This is a genomic window from Paenibacillus sp. JT22N7, from assembly GCF_059383875.1.
In genome coordinates, this window is the sequence record NZ_JBXENY010000001.1 from 803,596 (window position 1) to 827,907 (window position 24,312).

Consider the following 24,312-nt stretch of genomic DNA (forward strand, 5'->3'; position numbering starts at 1 on the left):
GACGAACCATATGAATGCGACGGATAATCTGGCGGGAAGCTTCAAAAATGATTTTCTGATCGGTGCTGCGGTTAATAGTCACACAATCGTAAGCCAACGCGAGCTGCTGGTGAGGCACTATAACAGTGTAACGGCGGAGAACGAGATGAAATTCGCGAGCGTTCACCCTGCTGAAAATACGTATACCTTCGAGGAGGCTGACCGAATTGCCCAGTTTGCCAGCGAGCATGGCATGAAGCTGCGTGGACATACGTTGGTGTGGCATAATCAGACGCCGGATTGGGTATTCGACGATGGAAACGGCGGTTCGGCAGCTCGGGAAACGCTGCTTGCCCGGATGAAGGCTCACATCGAGACAGTTGTACAGCGTTACCGCGATACGATCTACTGCTGGGATGTCGTCAACGAAGCGGTCACTGACGATGGGGAGGAATGGCTGCGGCCCTCGAGGTGGATGGAGGGCATTGGCGACGATTATATGGTCCAAGCATTCCGTTTTGCCCATGAAGCCGATCCTGCTGCGCTGTTGTTCTACAACGATTACAACGAGTGCAACCCGGGCAAGCGAGAGAAAATTTATCGGCTCGTCAAATCGCTGCTTGAGCAGGGAGCGCCAGTACATGGCATCGGTCTGCAGGCGCACTGGAATTTAACAGAGCCGTCTTTGGCTGACATTCGCACGGCAATCGAGCGTTATGCATCGCTTGGATTGAAGCTGCAAATAACGGAGATGGATGTGTCGGTCTTCGCCTTTGACGACCGACGTACGGATTTGGCAGCACCGACAGCCGAAATGCTGCGTCAGCAGGAACTACGTTACCGGCAGTTTTTTGAGCTTTTCCGCGAATATCGGGATGTGCTGACCGGCGTTACCTTCTGGGGAGCAGCAGACGACTATACGTGGCTGGATTATTTCCCGGTAAGAGGACGCAAAAATTGGCCGCTATTGTTTGATACGGAGCAGCGGCCGAAAGGCGCCTATTACGAGGTTGTCAATCTATCTGCTGGATTTTAACGTTACCACACATGCAGCAGGCCAGCTTCCTCACCCAAGGGAAGCTGGCCTGTATTTTTATGCTTGCCATTACAGCGATGAATTTAAGAGATTTGCTTTCTATATTCGTTCGCACTGGCTCCTGTATACGCTTTGAATTTTTTGTAGAACCAATCGATTTCGGTGTAACCGACCTCATTAGCAATTTCATAGATGCGCATATCCGTTTTTTCGAGCAGCAGCTTTGCTTTTTCCATCCGCTGCTGAAGGAGGTATTCATTAAACGACATGTTTTCATGATCCTTGAATTTTTGACCTAAGTAAGCGCAGTTGAAGTGCAATAGGGCTGATATTTTTTTCAACGTAATGTTAAGGTGCAGTTCTTCCTCCACGTATTTTTTCACGACATCGATAATGGACGCAGCATGAGGTTTTCTCTTGAAGGGAAGCGGCGCTGAAGCTGCAAGAGGTGGATCATCTGAAAAGGAATCGAGCTCTTTTTTTACAGCAAGTAAACTTGCCGTTAAATCGCTTGCGAGAACGGGCTGTGAAATGTAATCGCTTACTTGATAAGCCAAAGCTTTCCTCGCCAACTGGAAATCATCGCTGCCCTCCAAGAGGATAATGGGAACACGGCTCTGCTCGCGGATATGCTCGCAGAGCAGCATGCTATCAGCTTGAGTGTTTTTAATATTAATCAGAACAAGGGAAAGTGGCTCCCTATCCAATAAAGCCAGGGCGTCCGAGGAATTGTCCGCATACGCTTGTATGATAAAACCTAAATGGCTCCAGTCAAGCATGTTCTGCGTTCGTTCCCTCGAATGAATCATTGAATCAACAAGCAATATCTTATACACGGTAAGAACCTCACTTTCATAATAGATAGTAGTCTGCGGGTGAATTTCCGCACGAATAAAGTAATTATGTTTCCATTATGTTCAACGTGCGGCTTCGCCACAACGTGCATTTCTTTATCCCTCAACCATTTGTTTACCATTTGAAAACGAGAGAGGCAAAGCGAGAAAGCGATTTCATCCGAATCTATACCTTGGCGGGTAATTGATCTAGATACAGGCAGGTTGTTGCTCAGAAATGTAAGCGCTAAACTTTTTATGTAATCCATTTTCAGGGGGGATCCATGTGCAAGTGAGAAAAATGGCAGTCGTTTTTTTAAGTTTAATGTTGATATTTACATTGGCAGCATGCAGCGGAAATTCAGGCGGTGATGCCACTGGAAGCAGCGGCGGTAACGGCAATACGGAAAAAGCAGAGGCAAGCGTAAACGAAGGTTTGGAGACAGCCGATCCAGCTGGAACTAATGAGGCTGGGACGGAAACCGGAGATGAGCTGTCGACGCCAGAGATGGATTTCGACATGGGCGGACGGGTGATCAAAATCGTATCGTGGTGGGACATGACGATATCCGAGGACAATCCAGACAACATTCAGCGCAAGAAAAATCTGGAAGATCTAATGAGGAAGCATAATTTTAAAGTGGAATACGTCGCTGTTGACTACGGTGAGTATCAGCAGAAAGCTGTCGCATCTTTGGTGGCAGGCGAGCCACTGGGCGATATCGTCAGACTGGGTAAAGCCTATATGATTCCGACATTGGTCCAACAAGATTTAATTTGGCCGATTGATGAGTATACGAAAAATACGAAGGTATTCAACCAGAAGGTTACAAATGAGTTTATGCAGTATGAAGGCAGAGGCTATGGTTTTACGGAAAATCAGTCTGATCTGATTTCTGGCATTTTCTATAATCGTACTCTGCTGAATCAGCTAGGACTTAAGCCGCTTCAGGATTATGTAAATGAAGATAATTGGAATTGGGATACGTTCATTCAAGTTGCCAAAGAGGCCAACAAGGATACGAATAACGATGGGAAGCTGGACAGATGGGGACTTTCACAAGGCGGGCTGATGGAACAGGCGCTGTACTCTAATGAAGCAAGTCTTACCCAAGGAGATAAGCAAAATTTAGAAGAACCCAAAACGGTGGAAGCCTTTAATTTCATTTCCCGTGTGGCAACCGAGAAGGTTGCAAGAGCTACGGAAGGGGGAGATTGGACAGAGCCTGGCCAATTTTTCCGTCAAGGCAATACGCTGATGCATGCAGGCGCCATTTGGGAGATCGGAGGACTCAACAATGATATGAAGGATTATGACATTGGTTTCGTTCCCTTCCCTAAAGGCCCGAGTGCTTCCGCCTATCATTCTGGAGAAGCTCTCTTCCAGTCTCTGGCGATTCCTAAAAAGGTCGAGCATCCAGAGCAGCTTATGTATATTTGGGAAAAAATGAACGATGTCGATTCAATTTATGATTATCCAGACCAAGCTACGCTGGAGAGCAGCTTTACGAATGAGGATGATATTGAGAACGCGATAAATTCCGGAAAAGGCATGCTTGTTCTCGACCATAATACGTTCCCGAAATTGCCTTATTACGATATTATAGGCGAGCTTACTTCTGGAAACTCGGTATCTACCGTTATCAGCAAGTACAAGGCGAAGGTGCAAGCTGCAATTGACGAAGTGTATAAAAAATAACGCTTCCTTTCGATTATCGAACAGTCCCTATTTAGCCATTCTATTAATGGGGGCTGTTCAGAATATTTTATCTCTAGCAGCAGGAGGGGAGAAGAATTGACCAGCAAAGCGAAGAAATACGCAATTGCCATACTTGCTCTCGTCTTATTTTTTTTGTCCATTTGGGGCTTTAATCCTCCAACTCAATCTGATAGTGGGAGGGTTCTAGCCATGAGTGATTTTGAGATGGGGGAGCATTCCTATGCCAAGGGCTGCTATGACGACTATTTGAACAGCTATTCGACTGCCGAGCGTCCGGCTCAGGTTATCCGAATCGAAGGGGAAAGCTTTTCAAAAACGGTTGGAGATGGCTTTGAAATGGCAGATCGGTTTGAAGGCTTGGATGGAAAAGCGGTCATTACGCCAGAGGCCGGAACCATTAGCTGGAATATGGAGATTGCGGAGCAGGGACTTTACAATGTCAGAATTCATTATTACCCAATAGAGGGAAAAAGCTCTGCGATTGAAAGGCAGCTTGCCATTAATGAGAAGGTGCCATTCAAGGGTGCGGAAATGCTGTTGTTCAACCGGCTGTGGGGCAATCTGGATGAGGCTGTAAGAAGGGACGACAGAGGAAATGATCTGCGCCCGAGACAGGTCGAGAAGCCGGCATGGCAGCTCAAGGCTTTGACGGATAGCGGCGGTTATTATGACGAGCCCTACTTATTCTTTTTTGACAAAGGCCAGCAAACCTTATCGCTGACGTCATCAAGGGAGCCAATGGCTATCGATTATATCGAGCTGTATCAGGAGAAAACCGCAAAAGCTTATGCGGAAATCAAAAAAGAATATGAAGCCGCAGGTTTAGCGCCTGTTAAAGATCAATACGTAACGATTCAGGCGGAAGAGGCCGTGCTGAAGTCATCTCCAACCTTAAGCCCGCTTTCCGACAGATCAAGTTCGTCTGTTATCCCGTACGATGTTTCCAAGCTCAGAATCAATACGATTGGCGGACTGAACTGGAAGCTGCCCGGGCAGTGGATAGAGTGGGAAGTAGAGGTGAAGGAGGATGGCCTCTATCAAATTGCCTTGAAGCGCAAGCAGGATCAGCTCCGGGGCGTTTACAGCACGCGCAGCCTGATGATTGACGGGCAGTACCCGTTTAAGGAAATGAAGCAAATCCCGTTTAAATTCGATATGAACTGGCAGATGAATGTACTCGGAGGAGCGCAGCCGTATTTATTCCATCTGACGAAAGGCACGCATCGGATCCGGATGGCGGTTACTCTCGGCGAAATTGCACCGCTGCTGCGGACGGTCGAGTCCAGCGTGCTGCAGCTTAATGAGATGTTCAGGAAAATATTGATCATTACCTCAAATACGCCGGATCCCTATCGCGATTATCAATTGGAGAAGCGGATACCGGAGATGACGAAGGTATTCAAGGAGCAAGCGGCAACGATTCAACGTGTGGCCGATTATTTGGAGTTAGCGACGGGGGAGCGAAGCGACAAAGTAGCTGTTCTGCATACGATGGTTCGTCAATTGGAAGAAATGGTGGACAAACCGGAAACCGTCGCAAGGCGCTTGAATGCATTCAAAATCAATGTCGGCGGTCTTGGAACATGGATTTTGACCGTACGCGAACAACCGCTTACGCTTGATTATTTGGTCGTCTCCTCGCCGGATCGGGAGCTTCCTCAGGCGGAGGCGACAGCAATCGAGCGAATCAAGCACGAGCTTGGCGGCTATATCGCCTCTTATACCGAAGACTATGACAGCATTGGCAATACAGGAGAAAATCTAACCGTCTGGATTACGACAGGACGTGACCAAGCGCAGGTGCTGAAAAGCTTGATTGACGATTCCTTTACAGCGGAAACGAATATTTCGGTGAAGCTCAGGCTCGTCCCGGGCAACATCCTTCTGCCAGCCACTTTAGCCGAAGAGGGGCCGGACGTTGCTATGCAAATTGGCGAAGATGTACCCGTCAACTATGCGATGCGGAACGCCTCGGCGGACTTATCGAGCTTTGCTGATTTCAAGGAGGTAGCGTCCCGATTCCGCGATAGCGCACTGGCACCGTATGCGTACAGCAACGGGGTGTATGCCCTTCCGGAGCAGCAGACGTTCCCGATGCTGTTTTATCGCAAGGATATTTTGGAGGAGCTGGAATTGACGCCGCCTAAAACCTGGCAGGATGTATACAACATGATTTCCGTTCTTCAAAAGCATAATATGGAATTTTATTTACCTATTGAGGCGGCAACAAATAACGCGAACCTCGTTCCGAATGCGACCTTCGCGATGCTGCTGTATCAAAATGGCGGAGCGTTCTATCGGGATGAGGACAAAAAAAGCGCTTTGGATTCCGAGATATCGATGGAAGCCTTCAAGACATGGTCGAAGTTTTATACGAACTATAAGTTTCCGCTGCAGGCGGACTTCCCTAATCGCTTTCGGACGGGTGAGATGCCAGTCGGCATTGCGGATTATACGACCTACAATGCACTGACGGTCATGGCACCGGAAATAAAAGGGCTATGGGACTTTACAATCGTGCCCGGCATGGAGCAGCAGAACGGCTCGATCAATCATGAAGTCGCCAGCCATACAACCGCAGTGATGATGCTTGAGAATGCGAGTGACAAGGCTTCGGCATGGGAATTTATGAAATGGTGGACGGACAAGGAAACCCAAGTGGCATACGGACGCGAGATGGAAGGGCTTATGGGTGAAGCCGCACGTTATCCGACAGCTAATATGGAGGCGCTTCAGCAATTGCCTTGGCCGATTAAGGACTATAAAAATTTGGAGAGCCAGTGGCAGTGGGTGAGAGGAATCCCGCAGGTGCCAGGCGGCTATTTCACGGGCAGGCATCTGGATAATGCCTTCCGAAAAGTTGTCAACGGAAAAGAGAATCCTCGCGAGGCGTTATCCGATTATATTTTGTACATTAACGATGAAATTGCGATCAAACGGAAGGAATTCAACTTACCGTACTAGATTGGGGTGAAAGCCGATGCAAGCTGAAGCAGCAACAGATAAAGCCGTTCCTAAACTCGTCCAGCCGACGAAGATGTCCAAATGGGCACATACGCTAAATGAGTTAAAAAGAAACAAGCATTACTATATTTTGATGAGTCCGTATATGCTCATTTTCTTCTTATTTACGGTCATTCCAGTCGTATTCTCTTTAGGTCTAAGCTTCTTTTACTTTAATATGCTCGAATTTCCGCGTTTTGTTGGCTGGCAAAACTATTCAAGGCTGTTTCTTAACGACGATGTATTCATGATTGCCTTGAAAAATACTTTTATGTTCGCGGTCATTACCGGTCCGGTCAGCTATATCGCTTGTTTTCTATTTGCATGGATCATCAATGAGCTGTCACCGAAGATCCGTGCGATCATGACCTTGATTTTTTATGCGCCATCCATTTCCGGAAATGTGTTTTTTATATGGCTGATCGTATTTTCCGGGGATAGCTACGGCTATTTGAATGGATTTCTGATCAAATATGGATTTATGCTGGAACCGATTTTATGGCTGACGAATGAGAAATATATTTTGCCGATCGTGATTCTCGTCCAGTTATGGCTTAGCCTGGGCACGAGCTTTCTCGCCTTTATCGCGGGCCTGCAAACGATTGATCAGACGTTGATTGAAGCGGGCGCCGTCGACGGCATTAACAACCGCTGGCAGGAATTATGGTACATCACCCTGCCTTCCATGAGGCCGCAGCTGTTATTCGGGGCCGTCCTGCAGATTACCGGAGCATTTGCGGTTGCGGATATCTCCATTGCGCTTGCTGGCTTTCCAAGTGTCAACTATGCTGCGCATACGGTGGTTACGCACCTGATGGATTATGGCTCGATTCGCTTTGAGATGGGCTATGCGTCGGCTATTGCGACGGTTCTTTTTGCCATTATGATTGGAACAAATATGCTGACACAGAAAATGCTGCGAAAGGTCGGTGAGTGACGTTGGCCATGAAAATGATCGCGGTTCTGCGAACGCCCAAAAAGCTCAATCGTTCCTTTATAGTCAGCTTTTTGCTATTCGCGCTTCTGGCCTTATTCGGTACGTTTATGGCAATGCCCTTGATTTATGCAGTGAACAATGCGTTTAAGCCGCTTGATGAGCTGTTTATTTTCCCGCCACGCCTAATTGTGCACAACCCGACGCTGGATAACTTTTTTGACCTGGTGGCAATTATGGGCAATTCGTGGGTCCCGCTCACGCGATATATCGCTAATACGGTAATTATTACAATTGTCGGTACGGCCGGGCATATTTTGCTTGCTTCGGCAGCGGCATATCCGCTGGCCAAATACCGATTTTTGGGAGCTAAAACGCTTTTCTCCATTGTCGTGCTGTCCTTGATGTTTTCCGGGCATGTGACGGCCATTCCCAACTATATGGTGATGTCTTGGCTTGGATGGATTAACACGCATGCGTCGATTATTGTGCCATCACTCGCCTTTCCGTTAGGCCTCTTTCTTATGAAGCAATTTATGGAGCAAATACCGGATGCCTTGCTGGAGGCGGCTAAAATTGATGGTGCTAATGAATATCGGATTTACTGGAGCATTGTCATGCCGAATGTGAAGCCTGCATGGTTAACGCTCATGATTTTACAGTTTCCTATGTTATGGGGGACCGATGGAGGCAGCTTTATCTACAGTGAGAATTTAAAGACGCTGCATTATGCTTTGGGTCAAATTACGCAAGGGGGAATTGCCAGAGCAGGAGTTGGAGCGGCAGTCGCGCTGATCTTGATGGTGGTTCCGATCACACTCTTTATCATTTCCCAGAGCAGCGTCATTCAGACGATGGCAACTTCCGGAATGAAAGAGTAGAAGGGAGTCGTGCAGGATGTTGAAAGGCAGATTAAAGACGAAGGTATACCTTTTCATTGCCCTGTGCTGCCTGATAAGCATGGGCATCGGAGGATCGATGGCCAAGGCGGCGGAGGATGCGGGTTCTTACAATTATTCATTTTGGGGCAATACGGTAGCCGCTCCTGCGGCCTACAAAGCAACAAGCTTATGGAACGGCGAGAGCATGGGAATTGGACCGTTAAAGGAACCGAGCGATTTGCACGTTACGGCTGATAAGCAGATTTATTTGCTCGACACAGGCAATCATCGTGTCGTCATTTTGAATCAGCAATTTGAGCTGGTGCGAATGATTACTTCATACGTCCATGAGGGCAAAGAGGAAGCGTTCCAGAACCCGCAAGGTCTATTCGTAACGGATGAGAAGCAGGTGTTCGTTGCTGATACGGGAAATCAAAGGGTGGTTCATCTTGATCAGGACGACAAGCTGGTGAAGGTTATCGAAGCGCCGAAGTCCGAGCTGCTGCAGGATGGTTTCAAATTTGAACCTATTAGAGTTGTCGTGGATAAGGCGCAGCGAATTTATGTGATGGCAGCTGGGGTATTTGACGGGTTTATGGAGTTTAATGCGAATGGCGAATTCACATCGTTTATCGGTGCAAACCGTGTGTTTTTCAGCCCAGTCGAGTATTTCTGGAAAATGCTGTCCACCCAAGCCCAGCGGAGCCAGATGGTGATGTTCACGCCGATGGAATTTTCGAATTTGGATATTAACGATGAAGGCTTTCTTTACGCGACAAATAGTCAATCGCAAAACAACGTCAGAAAATTGAATGCGCAGGGGAGCGACATTTTAAGGGAGGAAGGTTATTTTCCTCCGGAAGGAGACATTCGTTTCATGACGGCTGATGGCCCTACCCGATTGGTCGATATCGATGTCGCGGACAGCGAGATGTACGCCATTTTGGATGCCAACAGAGGCCGAATCTTCACTTACAATGGTGACGGACACTTCATGTATGTTTTCGGTGGGCTGGGCAATCAATTGGGTGAATTCCATACACCCGTGGCGATTGAGCGCGTTGGTGATGATTACCTCATATTGGATAAGGCGCTTGGTGAAATCACGGTATTTCAATCGACGGAATACGGCCGCACATTGAATGAAGCGGTCAGGAGTTATTATAAAGGCGATGAAGAGCAGGCCTTTACGTTGTTTCAACAGACGATCAACTTGAATGCAAATCTGGAATTCGCTTATGCAGGAATTGGCAAGGCACTGATTCGCCAGGGAGATTATGGCGAGGCCATGAAATATTTTAAACAAAGCATGGATCAACGAGGATATTCGAAGGCATTTCTGCTCTATCGCAAGCAAGTGCTTCGGGAGCATTTTACTGAGATTATGACGGGTATTCTTGGACTTGTGTTAGTTGCCTTGCTTATGAAAAAGTATCGAAAAAAGAAAGGGGGACATCAGGTTGCCTCCATTGAACAGTGAGCTGTATAAGTACCCTTTCTATCTCATTTTGCATCCCTTTAATGGCTTTTGGGAGCTGAAATATGACCGCAGCCAAAAGGCGAACATCGTCATTTCTTTTGTGATTCTGTTTTTGCTGGCCTTGACCAATATTATGCAGAGCCAGTACAGCGGGTTTGTGGTCAATCTCGTTAACCCAAATGGAATGAACAGCTTTATGGAGATTTTGTATGTCGTTGTTCCCGTATTGTTTTGGTGCGTGGCCAATTGGTCGCTGACGACTTTAATGGATGGGGAAGGGAAATTTGTCGACATCTTTACTTCAACATGCTTTGCTTTAATTCCGCTCGTTATTGTTCATTTTCCATGGATCTGGTTGAGTAATTTAATTTCGCTGCAGGAGACGACGTTTTATCATTTTTCCAGCAGCATCGCCATGATATGGTGTATGTTTCTGCTCTTTGTCGGCAATATGACGGTTCATCAATATACGCCGTCCAAGACGATTGGGACCATCATTTTGACTATTGCAGCTATGGGATTCATGGCCTTCTTAAGCTTACTGTTCTTTAGTTTAATTCAGCAGATGCTGGCTTTTATATCGGTTATTTATCAAGAAATGGTTTTGAGAAGTTAAGGGAGGAGGCATATAGATGAATATAGCCAAAAATGCCCTGTTGATCGCATGCTTCCTGGTGGGGATTATCATTGCAGGCTGCTCCGATACGCCAACTGGCAATCATTGGGAGGAAGAGGGGCAGGCTTTGCCGGTATTTTCGCAGGGGAAGGCCTTGAGCGCTGCTTTCACGGACTCTCGTGTCGCCGGTATGAAGGGAGTAGCTGAAAACGACCAACTGCGGCTATTCGTAGATGATCAGACTGGGGCGATAGCCGTTCTTATCAAACAAACGGGTGAAATATGGAACAGCAATCCGCTTGATCGAGGCTCGGATTCGCTTGCTACGGGAGTAAACAAGGATCTATTGTCCTCTCAAATAAAGATTGATTTTTATAACAGCTTTGGCCAGATCAACTCTATCAATTCCTATACAGATAGTGTTGCCCATAAGCAGATCAATGTCACAAAAATTCCAAGTGGGATCAGCGTATCTTATCAATTTGGTACGACCGCAAAAACGGCAGAGGATTTACCCCAAATGTTAAGCAAGGCCCGTTTCGAGGAATTGTCGGGCAAGCTGGACAAATCGGGGAGAAGGGCATTACTCATCGCTTATACAGAGGATACGGAAAAAGCGGTATATACTAGAAATGACAGCGCATTGAATGGGCTTCAATTGGAGCGGGCGCTCGCTGCATTGGACGAAGCGGGGTATACAGAAGCGGAGCTGCAGGAGGACATGGCCGAGCTTCATTTTACGCAGGAGAAGCCCGCCGCGCGCATTTTTCAAGCATCGATTGAATATACGCTGGATGCGGATAGCCTAGTTGCCAAAATTCCCGTTTCCAGCATTCGCTATCCCGATGAATATCCCGTAAACACGATTTCACTTCTCAGCTTTTTTGGCGCAGGAGGGACGGATGAGGACGGCTCGATGTTCGTTCCGGACGGCTCAGGCGCACTTATCCACTTTAACAATGGAAAAACCAAATATCCGGCCTATCAGCAGCTTGTCTATGGGGCGGATCAAACGATAGACAGAACCGAGAATGCAGATAGAGAACAGAAGGTGAGGCTCCCCGTGTTTGGAATTATTCGGGAGGGCGGAGCTTTTCTCGGGATCATTGAGGAGGGCGCATCTGTTGCTACCATCCATGCGGACATTGGAGGCAGGTTAAACAGCTATAACTATGTTTATCCGAATTTTTATGTGATTAATAAGGGCACAGTAAGCCTGGATGGGAATGGGCAGCAGCGTTCTCTCCCAAGGTTTCAAGAAAACCCGATGAAAAGCGATTATACGATCCGTTATGCATTCCTAAGTGGCAAGCAAGCTTCTTACCAAGGAATGGCTCGTTATTATCAGCAATATTTGGAGAAAAATAATGGATTGGTTAAGGACGAAGCAGACGATACGACAGTGGATACTCCCTTCTATTTGCAGCTAGTTGGAAGCATATCCAAGCAGAAGCACTTCGTGGGCATTCCCTATCAGGCACTTGAACCGCTTACGACATTCGAGCAAGCGCAAACCATTGTCGAGCAGCTGCAGCAGCGTGAGATAAGCGATATTAAGCTCAAGTATTCGGGCTGGTTCAATGAAGGTCTCGATCATAAAGTCCCGGACCATGTTAGGGTCGATAAGGAGATTGGGGGGAGCAAGGGATTGCAGGAATTTGTTTCGTTTGCCCAGAGCAAAGGGATTTCTCTGTTCCCGGAAGTTGCCATTTTGACTGCGCTTACAGGAGAAGGGTTCAATGAGTCGGATGATGCTTCAAGAACGCTAAGAGAGGTTCCTGCTATGCTGTATCCGCTTGATCTGGCATTGAATCGACGTGATGTAACCAAATCGCCGTCCTATGTCATATCCCCACGGCTCGTAGTAGGCTATACGGATTCCTTGCTCAAAGGCATTCGTGATTTTCAGACTGGAGGCCTCTCGCTGCAGGATTTGGCCGATCAATTAAATAGTGATTTCCGTAAAAACAAGCAAATGGATCGAACGGTGTCCGAAGCCATATCGGGCGAAGCGCTGGACAAAATTCGGGATGAAAAGTTGAAGGTGATGGCTAACGGCGGAAATGCCTATGCGCTGCCTTATTTGACCGATATAACGAATGCCCCGTTGTCGAGCAGCGGATTTAAGCTTGAGGATGAAGAAATCCCTTTCTATCAAATGGTCATTCGTGGATTTATCGAATACGCGGGGGCACCGTATAATCTTTCTACTTATACGAATGAAAAGCAATATGTGCTGAAAAATTTGGAATATGGAGCGGGCGTTTATTTCGAATGGATTTACGAGCCGAACGATAAAGTGAAGGATAGTGAATACAATCATCTCTATGCTGTCAATTACAAGCTATGGATTGATAAAGCCTCGGAGATCTATCAAGAAGTGAACGCCGTTCTGAGGAACGTTCGAAACAAGCGGATTACCGCGCATGAAAAGCTGGATGAAGGCGTATTTAAGACGGTTTATGGGAATGGAATATACGTAATTGTGAACTATAACCGCACTCAAGTGACGGTTGAAGGCAGGACGGTAGAAGCCGAGAGCTATATTACGGGTGGTGAGCGCTCTTGAAGCTTATAACGAAGCTCGGGTTGAAGCAGCAGACTTATGCGCAGCAGAAGGCTTTTTTAGGTTTTATTTTTGTACTGCCCTGGCTGCTTGGATTTGTTTTTTTCTTTTTTATTCCGATGGTCTCCTCCTTACGCTACAGCTTTAGTTCTATAACGGCTAATTCGGAGGGCCTGAGCATCCAATATATCGGATTTTCAAACTTTGTGGAGGCTTTGACGATCAATACGAGCTTTAATCGCATATTGACGGAAGCGATTGTGGATATGGTCGTAAATGTACCGTTGATCGTTATATTCAGTTTGTTTTTAGCTGTATTGCTGAATCAGAAATTTTTCGGCAGAGCCGTTGCAAGGTCGATCTTTTTTCTGCCTGTCATTTTGGCCTCGGGGGTTATTATGACGCTTGAGAGCACAAGCTTGATCCAAGCTGTCAATGATCAAAATGCGGGCTCCAGCATCATCAATGCCTTTGGCGCTTATGAGCTGGCCGGATTAATGCTTGATGCGGGAGTTAACGAAGACATTGTCTCCTATCTTACAGGGGCAGTCGACCGTATTTACCAGATTGTAAGTCAATCGGGCGTGCAGCTTTTGATCTTTCTAGCGGGCATCCAGACGATATCTCCTCAGTTATATGAGGCGTCCAAGATGGAGGGAGCTACCGGCTATGAAGCATTTTGGAAGATTACGTTTCCAATGGTCAGCCCGCTCATTCTCGTCAATATGATCTATACGATTATCGATTCGTTCTCAAGGAATGACATGACGGAATTGATTCGGGAGACAGGCTTTACCACCTTTAACTTTGGCCTCAGCTCGGCGATGGCATGGCTCTATTTTCTGGCAATCATGATTATTTTGCTGATCAGCTCGTATTTTGTATCTAAAAGGGTGTTCTACCAAGACTAAAAGGAGCGTGAATGCCTTGATAATGGACCGATTATTATCGCTAGAAAGCTGGAAGCGGTGGCTGTGGTCGTTCGTTCGTTTAACTTTAATCGCAGGATTGTCCTTCGTTATTCTTTATCCCATTCTTCAAAAGATTTCTACAGCGATAAAATCCAAGACAGATCTATACTCACCGATTGTGATATGGATTCCACAAAATTATTCGCTGGATAATATAAAACAGGCGATCGCCATTATGGATTATTGGCAGACGCTGCTGAACACGTTTGCGCTGTCGTCGACAACGACCGTCCTGACGGCTGCCTCCTGTGCGCTCGCGGGCTATGCTTTTGCAAGACTTAAGTTTAAAGGGAGCAAGCTGCTTTTTGGAGGCGTCATTCTAACGATCATGGTTCCGCCTACCACCATACTTATTCCCGTGTATTTAAACTTGAAGGACTTTACCCTGATGGGCTTGATTCCTTTATTGACCGGAAAATCTGTGAATTTGCTGAACACGTATTGGCCGTTTATTTTAACCTCCATAACGGCCAATTCCTTGAGAGCAGGGCTGTATATTTTTATTTTTCGCCAATTTTTCAGAGGGGTGCCCAAGGAGGTGGAGGAGGCCGCTTATATGGATGGTGCAGGTGTCGGGCAGACGTTTTTACGCATTATGCTGCCTAATGCGCTGCCGGCAATTGTGACCGTGTTGCTGTTCTCGTTCGTATGGCAGTGGAACGACAGCTTCTTTACGACAACCTACTTGACGTCAAGCAAAGTGATGTCTACCCAATTGGCTTCTTTGCCATATAATTTATCCATTTTCCTCCAAGACGGCGCATCCTCGAAAGCTGACCCGTTTTACTTAAGCATGGTACAGGATACGGGGATTTTGCTCGCGATTTTGCCGCTAATTATTCTTTATTTGTTTGTGCAGCGCTATTTTGTCGAAAGTATTGAGCGGACAGGACTTGTTGGATAAGAGATGCACCAAATGAAAGGCAAGCACCTAGGGAGAGCGGCTCATTGCTGGATATCCCGCTAGGTGCTTTTCTATTCTATTGATCAATAGGGCATTCACCACGCTTGGGATTCCAAGCCTTTTTTGCTATGCTGAAAATAGCTGATTTGAAATGAGGAAGTAGGGAAAACCAATGAACAAAATTCTGATAATCGATGATGAAGCCGATCTTCGAAAGCTGCTGACGGATTATTTTGAAATGAATGGATATTTCGTTATGACCGCGGAGAACGGCTCGGAGGCGTTGCAGCGAATGGAAAGTCAACCGGACCTTGTTTTGCTGGATATCAATATGCCTGAGCTGAATGGTTTTGAATTATGCCGAAAAATCCGAAGTTTTGTGTCCTGTCCCATTTTATTTTTAACCGCTCGCGTCGAGGAGGCCGATAAAATAGCAGGTTTTCAGGCAGGGGGAGATGATTATATTGTCAAGCCGTTCAGCATTCATGAATTGGGCGCAAGGGTAGAGGCGCATTTACGCAGGGAAATACGAACGCAAAATAAAACATCGATTATGCTGAGTGAAAATTTGGTCATTGATTATTCGGCTCGTACGCTTTATTTTCATGGAGTACAAATTTCCCTGGCCAAAAAAGAGTTTGATATTATAGAGCTTTTATCGATGAATCCCGGCATGGTATTTGATAAAGAACGTATTTTTGGAAAAATATGGGGATTTGACAATGAAGGCAACAGCAGCGTGATAGCTGAACATATTCGGCGAATTCGTTTCAAATTGAAAGAGCATGGCTGTGAAAACACGATAGCTACCGTCTGGGGAGTAGGTTACAAATGGCAAAAATCATAGGCTGGCTGCAAATGAAAAATATGACCTTGCTGCAGTCATTCATCTTTTTGTGCTGCCTTACGTTAATCACGGTGATGGCCGTCATCACCTTGGAGTTTGAATGGGCGGAAAGAATCCGGCTGCGGTATGCTGACGATTCCTCTGTAATTGGTTGGGTGCTGCCTTCTCTCGTTACGATGGTCCTGCTAACGGTTGCCGCAGGAATAGTTTTGATGGCTATCCTCTTCTATAGATGGAAACTGAAAGAGCCGCTTGGAATGCTGATGAAGGCATCGGAGAAAATTTCGGCAAACGATTTGGGGTTTCATCTTTCTTATGATAGCAAGGATGAGATGGGCGAGCTCTGCCGAGTATTTGAAAACATGCGCGGCCAATTGGAGAGAAATTATAAAGCTCTTTGGCGATCGGCAGAGGAACGCCAACAACTCAACGCTATTTTTGCCCATGACCTGAGAACGCCGCTTTCTGTCCTAAAAGGCTATTCCGATTTTCTGACCACCTATTTGCCCGCAAAAAAGATATCCGAGGAAAAGCTTCTGGAGATGGTTCAAACGATGAAGGTTCATATTGTGCGTCTTGAAAACTACACGGAAGCGATGAATTCGATTCAGAGGTTGGAGGATATGCCGGTAAATAGCCGTGAGACAGATATGCATCATCTAACCTCCTTGCTGAATGAGAGCGCCAGACAAATTGCCGGACAGTATGCTAAGTCGTTCGACTCGTCCATTGCTGTGGATTCGAACAAAATAGCTGTCGATAGCGACTTGGTCATGCAGGTTTTTGAGAATTTGCTGGCTAATGCAGCGCGCTATGCTTCCAGCCGTGTAAAAGTGCATTATCGCTTCTGCAAGGGCTTTTTCACCATCACGGTTACGGATGACGGCACTGGTTTTTCCGATGAGGCACTTCAGAAGGCTAAGCTTCCTTTTTATCGCGGAGAGATTGGGGATGCTCATGCGCATCATGGATTAGGACTATATATTTGTAAAGTATTGTGTGAAAAGCATGAGGGAGGTCTGCATGTAGAAAATGGATCAGACGGTGGCGGAAAAGTAATGGCAAGTTTCTTTGCAGAGTTGATAAATAGTTGAAAATTATGCATTAGCATTTCCTTATCACAGGAATAAGGAGTGCTGAAATGTTAGTCTTGCAAAAGAAATTATTATTATGCTTGGGCTGCTTGCTGATGACCCTGTCAATCCTTGCTGCACCAGCTTACGCTATTGAAGCCCGAAATAAGGAAGAAATACTCCGAAAAATGGATGACTATGTTATAAAAAACATGAAAAACAATCATATTTCGGGTATATCGCTTGCCATAACCCATAACGAAGATGTGTTTTATACAAGAGGTTATGGTGAGTTTTCAGATGGTCCGGCTATAACCGGCAGTACCCCCTTTCCCATCGCCTCATTAAGCAAGTCTTTTACGGCGCTGGCCGTTCTGCAGCTGGTGGAACAAGGACTCATCGAGCTTGACGCGCCATACGCATCCTACTTTCCGGACCTTTTGCCAGAGGATGAGCGTGTCCGGGACATTACGATCCGGCATTTGCTGAATCAGACAAGCGGTCTTACTGACAAAGTAGAGCCCGACATGACCCGCTTCCCTCAATATCAGTCGTTGGAAGAGATAAATAGATCATTAATCACGGTTAAGCTTGCCAACGATCCAGGAAAAACCTTTAGCTACCACAATCCTAATTATCAGTATTTAGCCCTGCTTGTGGAGAAAGTAAGCGGACAAAGCTTCTCTGTTTATTTGAAAGAAAATGTGTTTGATCCCTTGGGGATGAGTCATACCTTCAACGTCAGCAGCACACGGCAACTCATTGAGAATCCTGCCATACCGCGGGGGCATTATCTATTGTTTGGCTATCCAGTAAGCAAGGCTGAGCCCTCTTGGTTTATTGACGGTCCTGCCGGCATTGTTTCAACTGCAGAAGACATGGCAAAATGGATGCTCGCTCAATATCATTCCCGTCTTCTTGCACCGGAGCTTATGAAGCAATTCCATACAGCTGGGCAGAGCGGCCCTTATGGAATGGGGTGGCTTGCAGAAGAAGATGAGCTTGGGGGCCGAACGATTTCCCATAGCGGAATTTTTTGGACATATAAAGCGGAAGAAACGATAGATTTGGATCAACAGCTTGGCATCACGGTTATGTTTGATTCGGGTTTAAATGCTTTTGTTAACTACTCCGCTTTTGTCGACGGGATTGCACGGATTATTAAGGGTGAGAAAGCTGAAGCTTCTGTCTTTAACAGCAGAACCATGGAGGCGGTTATGGTGCTGCTGGTAATTGGAACGGCCCTTTGGGGAGGCTATGCAATCAGCCGAATCAATAGGCGCAAGAAGAGTTTAACAGCTGGGAAATTGATTATTTCATCGGTCGGGAGGCTGCTGCCTGTCTTGATTCTTCTATCCCTGCCCCAGCTAGCTGCATTTATTGGTGCTGGGCGTGTTCTGCCTTGGATTGGATTATGGACCACCATGTCATCTCTAATGATATGGCTTGCTGTATTATCGCTGGTAAATTTAACGAATCTGGTATGCCGTTACCGATTGTATTTCCAGACTAGATAGGGGGATTCCAGGCCTTTTTCCGAGTGAATTTATTTCAGTATATTAGCCCATTCCCTATGCGAATGTCCTTCATACGATATACGGTGCCTTATGTTGGATAGCAGTGTTAATCATCTACTCAAAGGGAGATGCGGTTATTGAGATCAAAAACGAAGCTTACCGGGCGCGTTATTTTTAAAGGCGATACGGGTTATGAAGCGGCACGTAAAAATTGGGATCCCCATACGGACAAATTTCCTAAAGTGTTTGTTTTTGCTCAAAGAACACGAGATGTGGCCAATGCGATAAAATGGGCCCGTGAGAATAAGGTACCCATTCGTCCAAGAAGTGGCAGACATTCTCTTGAAGTCAATCTTTCACAGGTCAACGGAGGAATTGTCATTGATGTAAGCGACATGAAGAAAATTAAATTAAATAAAAAATGTGGAACGGCTGTTGTCCAGACGGGCAATAGAGTGGGAAGAATCGCAAACACGCTTGCACGGCAAGGCTTTATAGCTCCTTTTGGCGACAGCCCTTCCGTTGGCATTGGCGGAATCACACTCGGTGGGGGAATCGGGCCGCTCCAAAGGTCGATTGGCCTTATCAGCGATAATCTTCTCGAACTCGAAATGGTTGACGCGAAGGGCAGAATTATTCGTGCCAACAAAAAGTGCAATTCAGATCTGCTATGGGCTTCCCGCGGGGGCGGAGGCGGCAACTTTGGCGTATACACCAAATACAAATTTAAAGTACATCGCGCGCCAGCTAAGGCGACCGTATATCGGATCACCTGGCCATGGCATCAATTCGAAGCGGTACTCAAAGCCTGGCAAAAATGGGCGCCTTTCGTCAATAACAAGCTAGGCAGCGAATTATCGATCGGCCCGAAAAAGGGCGGCAATGTCTCCATGGAAGGCCTGTTCCTCGGATCAAAAACGGAGGCCATCCGCCTATTAAAGCCCGTTACGAGCGTCGGAACGCCAACGAGCACCATCATCCGGTTGTTGCCGTACATGGAAGCCGTGAAGTTTTTATTGCCTCCCGATCCAGTGCTGACGCAAAGGTACAGTAATCAATTCTCTTCTGGTTTCGGAAGGAAGCCGTTCCCTGATAAGGCGATAAGGTCCATGCGCAAATTTTTGGAAAACGTAGAGGGGGAGTTCGCGGGATTCTTTTTCCTCAACTGGGGCGGGGCTGTAAGCCGTAAAGCGCCTCGATCAACGGCATTTTACTGGCGTAAAGCGAAGTTCTATGTCGAGTGGAACAGTTCATGGATCAAGAAATCGGAAGCCGCTAAAAATATCGCCATCGTTCGCAGGACACGCCGGAAGCTGCAGCCTTATATCGTAGGGTCCTATATAAACGTTCCTGACCAAGGAATAAAAAATTCCGGGCCGGTATACTATGGAGCGAACTATCCTAGACTGCGGAGAATAAAAGCTAAATATGACCCTAAAAATGTGTTTAGAAATCCCCAAAGTATTACTCCGGCTCGCAGAGCAACGGTTAAATAACTATTTTTCCGGTTAGCTGGCTCAGTGATTTTCCTAAAATTAAAAACTCCTTCGTTGTAGGCATGCAGACAACGAAGGAGAATAAATATATGGATGCACTGGCTGGCTCCCACAAGCTCTTGATGGATGGACGAGCTTGTGGGAGCCAGCCAGTGTCGTAACAAGTTCTTCAATTTTCAAAGTAAACCCTATATTTAGTGATGTTTTTGAGAAAGGTTTTACGTGTTATCCTATACAGGATAATATATCCAAATTTAAATGGATCGCTTTGGTGAAATCTAACCATTCGTATAAGGGAGAAAACTTATGAATGTTGATCGAACATTGGTAATCAGCGATATTCATGGTTGTTACCGCGAGTTTATAGAACTCTTGGAAAAAGTCGATTATCATTCAGTAAACGATAGATTGATTCTTCTGGGGGATTATGTAAGCAGAGGGCCAGAAAGCAAAAAGGTAGTTGACCTAGTCATGCATTTAGTCCAAGAGCAGGGGGCAATTGCATTACAAGGCAACCATGACCATCGTTTTGTTAGGGTGATAGAGAATCAGGCGAGTGAAAAAGAAATCATTACATTTTTTGAAAAAGGCGGCAGCGAAACTTTACAAAGTTACGGTAAGACCACCAAAAGCAATGGTTTAGATCATTTGAAGGAAGTTAGAGACGTGATTATGGGGGAGCTTTCTTCTCATATGGACTTTCTGAAAAATCTTCCTTGCCTTTACGAAGATAATGATTACATCTATGTGCATGCAGGTTTAAATCCTTCAGTATCCCAATTATCTGAGCAGAATGTTCATGACTTGCTTTATATCAAGGAGGAGTTTTACAGGAACAAAACCCGTATGGAAAAGGTTGTTGTCTTTGGCCATACGATTACAAAGGATATTCACGGTTCCTGTGAGATCTGGCTGGGCGGAGACAAAATAGGTATTGACGGTGGTTGTTCCTTTGGAGGACAGCTCAATTGCCTAGAGCTGGTCCATGGAAAAGTCGGCCGATTTTACAGCACGAAAGCTGTAGGTGTGCAAAAGATACTGCCATTTGCAACAACAAGGCTAACTCAACCAGCGCGCACCGATTGAGTATCGGCACGCGCTGACTGAGCTGGTTTTTTAGTTGTCTAACCGATAGGGGAAGATTTTTTTCTTTAGAGCCGAGCCAGCATCAGCCTAACACCAAGCAGCAGGATCTGTTCCAGCTTGGCTAGCCGTTCAATTCCACGACCTTCGTTGCAACATGCTTGCAAAACTCGCTGTCATGCTCTACAAAAAGGATGGTCGGCGAATGCTCCTGCAGCAGTTCCTCGATCTGCATCCGGGAAATGATGTCAATAAAATTGAGCGGTTCGTCCCAAATGTACAGGTGAGCGGGCTCGCAAAGGCTTTTTGCAATCAGTACCTTCTTCTTTTGGCCGCCGCTGAAGGAGGCTATGTCCTTATCGAATTGGACACGAGAAAAATCAAGCTTCCTTAAAATCGCTTTGAACAAGCTCTCGTCGATTCCTTGGCCTTCGGCGTAAGCTGACAAATGGCCTCGCAAATGCGCAGTGTCCTGCGATACATAGGAAATTTTCAACTGGCTTCCTTTGCGGAGCGTCCCGGAGAAGGGGATTTCCTCGCCATAAATCAGCTTAAGGAGACTTGATTTTCCGGAGCCGTTCAGGCCAGCAAGCGCAATGCGATCACCTTGCTCGATTGTGAAGCTGACGTCGCGGCAAACCGTCTTCTCGCCGTACTGAATCGAGACGTGATCCAGCTCAATTAGCTGGGACTTGTGATAAGCCAATTGCGAAATTTTAAGGCTTTCCGAGCTTTCAACATTTTTCAGAAGCTGGGATTTTTCGTCGATCGCCGATTGCTGCCTGTGCTCAAGCGATTTGGACCGCTTCATCATTTTCGCGGCCTTGTGCCCGATGTATCCTTTATCGACCTTGGAGCCAGAATTACGGGTGCCATTTTTCGTTTTTTCCACCTCATGCGACCAGCTGCTCGTTCGTTTTGCCGCTTCGTTCAGCCGCTTGACGTCCTTGCGCAGCTTCTCGTTCTCGGCCATCTCAAAGTGGTCCTGACGTTGTTTGTTTTCCCACCAATCGGAAAAATGTCCCCTCTGAATTTCAATGCTGGTTTTGTTGATCGACAGAATATGGTCCACGCAGTTGTCAAGAAATGCCCGGTCATGGGATACGAGAATAAAGCCGTTCTTGGCTTTCAAATAATCGCTGACCAGCTTTCTGGCATGGATGTCCAGATGGTTCGTCGGCTCATCGATGAGCAGAAAGCTGTTTTCCTTTAGAAACAGGGCAGCTAGCTGCACTTTCGTTTGTTCGCCGTTCGATAAAGTGTCGAAGGGCCTGTATAAAACGTCCTCCGACACCTTGAGCAGGGAAAGCTCGCGCAGGAGCTCCCAATGCTGATAGTCCGGGCATATGTGGTCGATGATATCCACCGTATTATTTTCCTTATTTTCGATAGGGAATGGAAAATATTCAAAGCTGACATCGGCAGAAATAGTGCCATTGTATTCATAGTTGCCGAGCAGCAAATGAAGAAAGGTCGTTTTTCCCCGGCCATTCCTTCCCGTAAAGCCCAGTTTCCAGTCGGTATCGATTTGAAAGCTAACCTGATCGAAGATGTTATCGTAGCTGCCTTCATAGGCAAATGTAAGATTCGTCACTTTAATTAAGGACATGACAAATTCCCCCTTTTGAAAAAATAAAAAGAGCTACAAGAAAGTTACCCTTCTTGTAGCTCAAAAAAATACAGCAAATTTAGCCCATTACGGGCCAAATAAGCCTATATATTTGAGTGAAAAGAATAAGTAACTTTCTTGCACGCAAAGAACAAAACATGATGTTTTATTCTTCAAACGTTCAGCAAGAAAGTCTACATTATCCTCTTCAGCTCCTATCGTTAAGTTTAGTGAATTTTAACATATCCTTTGTTTGGTTGCAACTCTGCAGCGGGAGTTTGGGGGTAACTCTAAGAATGGAGTCGCGCTGGTTCTCGTACGAAAGAGAGATGCATAGGCACTCCATGATTCGTTTCGTACATGAATATAAGGCTCCTGAAAAGGTTACTAATCAGCTAAAGGGCTTAGATAATCAAGCTTCCGTATTTTTATCGATGATAATTGCGCTGGAGGTTTCTTTATCCCATGTTACATTGGTGTTCAGTGCTTCGCTAAGAAACCTTAGTGGTACAAAAACTCTGTTGCTTTTAACTTTACCGGCAACGTCAAGCGTAACGGCTTTCCCATTAATCGTAGCGATTTTACTGCCTAGCGTCAGTTTGACCACGATACCGTCACGCGTAACGGTCACCGTTTTCGAAACATTATCATAAGTAACTACGGCGTCCAGCGACTCGGAGATTGCGCGAAACGGAACAAACGTGCGTCCGCTCTCAACAACGGGAGATACTTCAGTACTTAGCGTTTTGCCATTTACATAAACCTTTACACTTTTTTTGCCGAGCTTTATTTTTATCTTACTAAGTTTCTTATATTCTTCAATATTGGTAGGATCCTGCGAGACAATCTCGGCTTGCACTTCTTCTGCAGCTTTTAGTTCTCCATCCTTCTCCAATGTATTGACCAGTGTAGCTAAACTAGTATCGGCATTCACATCAATGTTATATTTTGTTTTAAGCAGCTCGGCAATTCGAACGCCTGCGGGTTTATCTTTGACGTTTCCATACGCATTTTGAAGACCTTTCGAGCCATCGTTCTTTCCGTCGCCATAAACGGAATCGCTCACAGTAGCACCTTTTGCTTCGACTTTAATAGTTGCTTCGTTTTTGCCTTGATTTCCAGGTGCGGCAAAAGCAGTGGTTGCCATTAGGCTAAGTGAGACTACACCAGCCAAAATTACTGATTTTTTCATTTTATTACCTCCGTGAGTATGTAGTGTGTGCAACAGCTACAACTATTCGGAGGGCATAAAGCTTTTTTGAGGGTACACTGAAATATTTAAGGTGATCTATGATTAAGATTCGCCATTTACAAATCATTCAACTACAGCAAATTCCCGCTTTAAACCGTTAAACAAGCCAGAAAAAAAGGATAGGGATAGCTGTCTATCCGCGAAGACTGCTGAGAAAATCTCGGCAGTCTTCTTTGAGTCCAGCAAGCATAGGGACGATGAGGAATTGTCGCAAGGCGTCAACAAACCAATCCGCCACAGCATCAACAAATCCGCTGAAGCCTTGCTGCTGCGGCTTTTTTTCATGCCGGAGGAAGCGCATCTGAACGGTGGGGCAGCCGCAATTGTTCATCAACCTATCGCGGTCTGAGTGCGCTATTCGTCCAATTGGGGCGAGATCGCGGATTTGTGTGTGCCATGTTGAATTGATCAATTGTTTAAACTTCACTTGAACAGGTAAGATGGCGTTACAAGAAGCGAAGGAGGTTCACGATGGCAAATACGCAGGATCATTTGGAGCCTAGCTCCACTCG

General features: G+C 46.1%; 19 protein-coding genes. 16 read left to right on the plus strand and 3 right to left on the minus strand.

Going from position 1 to position 24,312, the window contains the following annotated elements:
• The first annotated feature begins 10 nt into the window (after positions 1 to 10).
• Positions 11 to 1,015, plus strand: a complete 1,005-nt coding sequence (locus AC50Y5_RS03510) for an endo-1,4-beta-xylanase (protein ID WP_494858797.1) — start codon at positions 11 to 13, stop codon at positions 1,013 to 1,015.
• Between the two features lie 83 nt (positions 1,016 to 1,098).
• Here AC50Y5_RS03510 and AC50Y5_RS03515 read toward each other — a convergent pair whose 3' ends face one another.
• Entirely contained in the window at positions 1,099 to 1,851 is a 753-nt protein-coding gene (locus AC50Y5_RS03515) for a response regulator transcription factor (protein ID WP_056029168.1), read from the minus strand.
• Positions 1,852 to 2,134: 283 nt separating this feature from the next.
• On the opposite strand from AC50Y5_RS03515, the gene AC50Y5_RS03520 reads away from it, so the two are divergent.
• From AC50Y5_RS03520 to AC50Y5_RS03585, 14 genes are all read left to right on the plus strand, one after another.
• Positions 2,135 to 3,547, plus strand: a complete 1,413-nt coding sequence (locus AC50Y5_RS03520) for an extracellular solute-binding protein (protein WP_494858451.1) — start codon at positions 2,135 to 2,137, stop codon at positions 3,545 to 3,547.
• Positions 3,548 to 3,757: 210 nt separating this feature from the next.
• Positions 3,758 to 6,532: an extracellular solute-binding protein gene (locus AC50Y5_RS03525; RefSeq protein ID WP_494858453.1), complete on the plus strand. Its 2,775-nt coding sequence runs from the start codon at positions 3,758 to 3,760 to the stop codon at positions 6,530 to 6,532.
• A gap of 16 nt (positions 6,533 to 6,548) precedes the next feature.
• The gene (locus tag AC50Y5_RS03530; RefSeq protein WP_056029162.1) at positions 6,549 to 7,508 is read left to right on the plus strand and encodes a carbohydrate ABC transporter permease; all 960 of its coding nucleotides are present in this window, start codon (positions 6,549 to 6,551) and stop codon (positions 7,506 to 7,508) included.
• A gap of 8 nt (positions 7,509 to 7,516) precedes the next feature.
• On the plus strand, positions 7,517 to 8,386 hold the full coding sequence (locus AC50Y5_RS03535) for a carbohydrate ABC transporter permease (RefSeq protein ID WP_056032706.1): 870 nt from the start codon (positions 7,517 to 7,519) through the stop codon (positions 8,384 to 8,386).
• 16 nt (positions 8,387 to 8,402) lie between these two features.
• A complete protein-coding gene (locus AC50Y5_RS03540; RefSeq protein ID WP_494858455.1) occupies positions 8,403 to 9,866 on the plus strand; it encodes a hypothetical protein in 1,464 nt (487 codons plus the stop codon).
• Complete coding sequence (locus AC50Y5_RS03545; protein WP_494858457.1) at positions 9,847 to 10,482, plus strand: YIP1 family protein; 636 nt, start codon at positions 9,847 to 9,849, stop codon at positions 10,480 to 10,482. Before AC50Y5_RS03540 ends, AC50Y5_RS03545 begins: the two co-directional genes overlap by 20 nt.
• 16 nt (positions 10,483 to 10,498) lie before the next feature.
• Entirely contained in the window at positions 10,499 to 13,051 is a 2,553-nt protein-coding gene (locus tag AC50Y5_RS03550) for a DUF5696 domain-containing protein (RefSeq protein WP_494858459.1), read from the plus strand.
• Positions 13,048 to 13,959, plus strand: coding sequence for a carbohydrate ABC transporter permease (locus AC50Y5_RS03555; RefSeq protein ID WP_494858461.1), 912 nt, complete (start codon positions 13,048 to 13,050; stop codon positions 13,957 to 13,959). Before AC50Y5_RS03550 ends, AC50Y5_RS03555 begins: the two co-directional genes overlap by 4 nt.
• 22 nt (positions 13,960 to 13,981) lie before the next feature.
• Positions 13,982 to 14,923: a carbohydrate ABC transporter permease gene (locus AC50Y5_RS03560; RefSeq protein WP_494858799.1), complete on the plus strand. Its 942-nt coding sequence runs from the start codon at positions 13,982 to 13,984 to the stop codon at positions 14,921 to 14,923.
• 172 nt (positions 14,924 to 15,095) lie between these two features.
• Positions 15,096 to 15,770, plus strand: a complete 675-nt coding sequence (locus tag AC50Y5_RS03565) for a response regulator transcription factor (RefSeq protein ID WP_494858463.1) — start codon at positions 15,096 to 15,098, stop codon at positions 15,768 to 15,770.
• Positions 15,771 to 15,781: 11 nt separating this feature from the next.
• Positions 15,782 to 16,864, plus strand: a complete 1,083-nt coding sequence (locus AC50Y5_RS03570) for a sensor histidine kinase (RefSeq protein WP_494858465.1) — start codon at positions 15,782 to 15,784, stop codon at positions 16,862 to 16,864.
• Positions 16,865 to 16,911: 47 nt separating this feature from the next.
• Entirely contained in the window at positions 16,912 to 18,360 is a 1,449-nt protein-coding gene (locus tag AC50Y5_RS03575) for a serine hydrolase domain-containing protein (protein WP_494858467.1), read from the plus strand.
• A 137-nt stretch (positions 18,361 to 18,497) separates the two neighbouring features.
• Complete coding sequence (locus tag AC50Y5_RS03580; RefSeq protein ID WP_494858469.1) at positions 18,498 to 19,856, plus strand: FAD-binding oxidoreductase; 1,359 nt, start codon at positions 18,498 to 18,500, stop codon at positions 19,854 to 19,856.
• A 306-nt stretch (positions 19,857 to 20,162) separates the two neighbouring features.
• The gene (locus AC50Y5_RS03585) at positions 20,163 to 20,942 is read left to right on the plus strand and encodes a metallophosphoesterase family protein (RefSeq protein ID WP_063892459.1); all 780 of its coding nucleotides are present in this window, start codon (positions 20,163 to 20,165) and stop codon (positions 20,940 to 20,942) included.
• Positions 20,943 to 21,063: 121 nt separating this feature from the next.
• Here the strand turns inward: AC50Y5_RS03585 and AC50Y5_RS03590 are convergent, their stop codons facing one another.
• Entirely contained in the window at positions 21,064 to 22,548 is a 1,485-nt protein-coding gene (locus AC50Y5_RS03590; protein ID WP_056029136.1) for an Lsa family ABC-F type ribosomal protection protein, read from the minus strand.
• A 412-nt stretch (positions 22,549 to 22,960) separates the two neighbouring features.
• On the minus strand, positions 22,961 to 23,740 hold the full coding sequence (locus AC50Y5_RS03595; RefSeq protein ID WP_056029133.1) for a copper amine oxidase N-terminal domain-containing protein: 780 nt from the start codon (positions 23,738 to 23,740) through the stop codon (positions 22,961 to 22,963).
• Positions 23,741 to 24,005: 265 nt separating this feature from the next.
• Here AC50Y5_RS03595 and AC50Y5_RS03600 point away from each other — a divergent pair, with 265 nt between their 5' ends.
• On the plus strand, positions 24,006 to 24,149 hold the full coding sequence (locus AC50Y5_RS03600; RefSeq protein WP_155972725.1) for a hypothetical protein: 144 nt from the start codon (positions 24,006 to 24,008) through the stop codon (positions 24,147 to 24,149).
• The last annotated feature ends 163 nt before the right edge of the window (positions 24,150 to 24,312 follow it).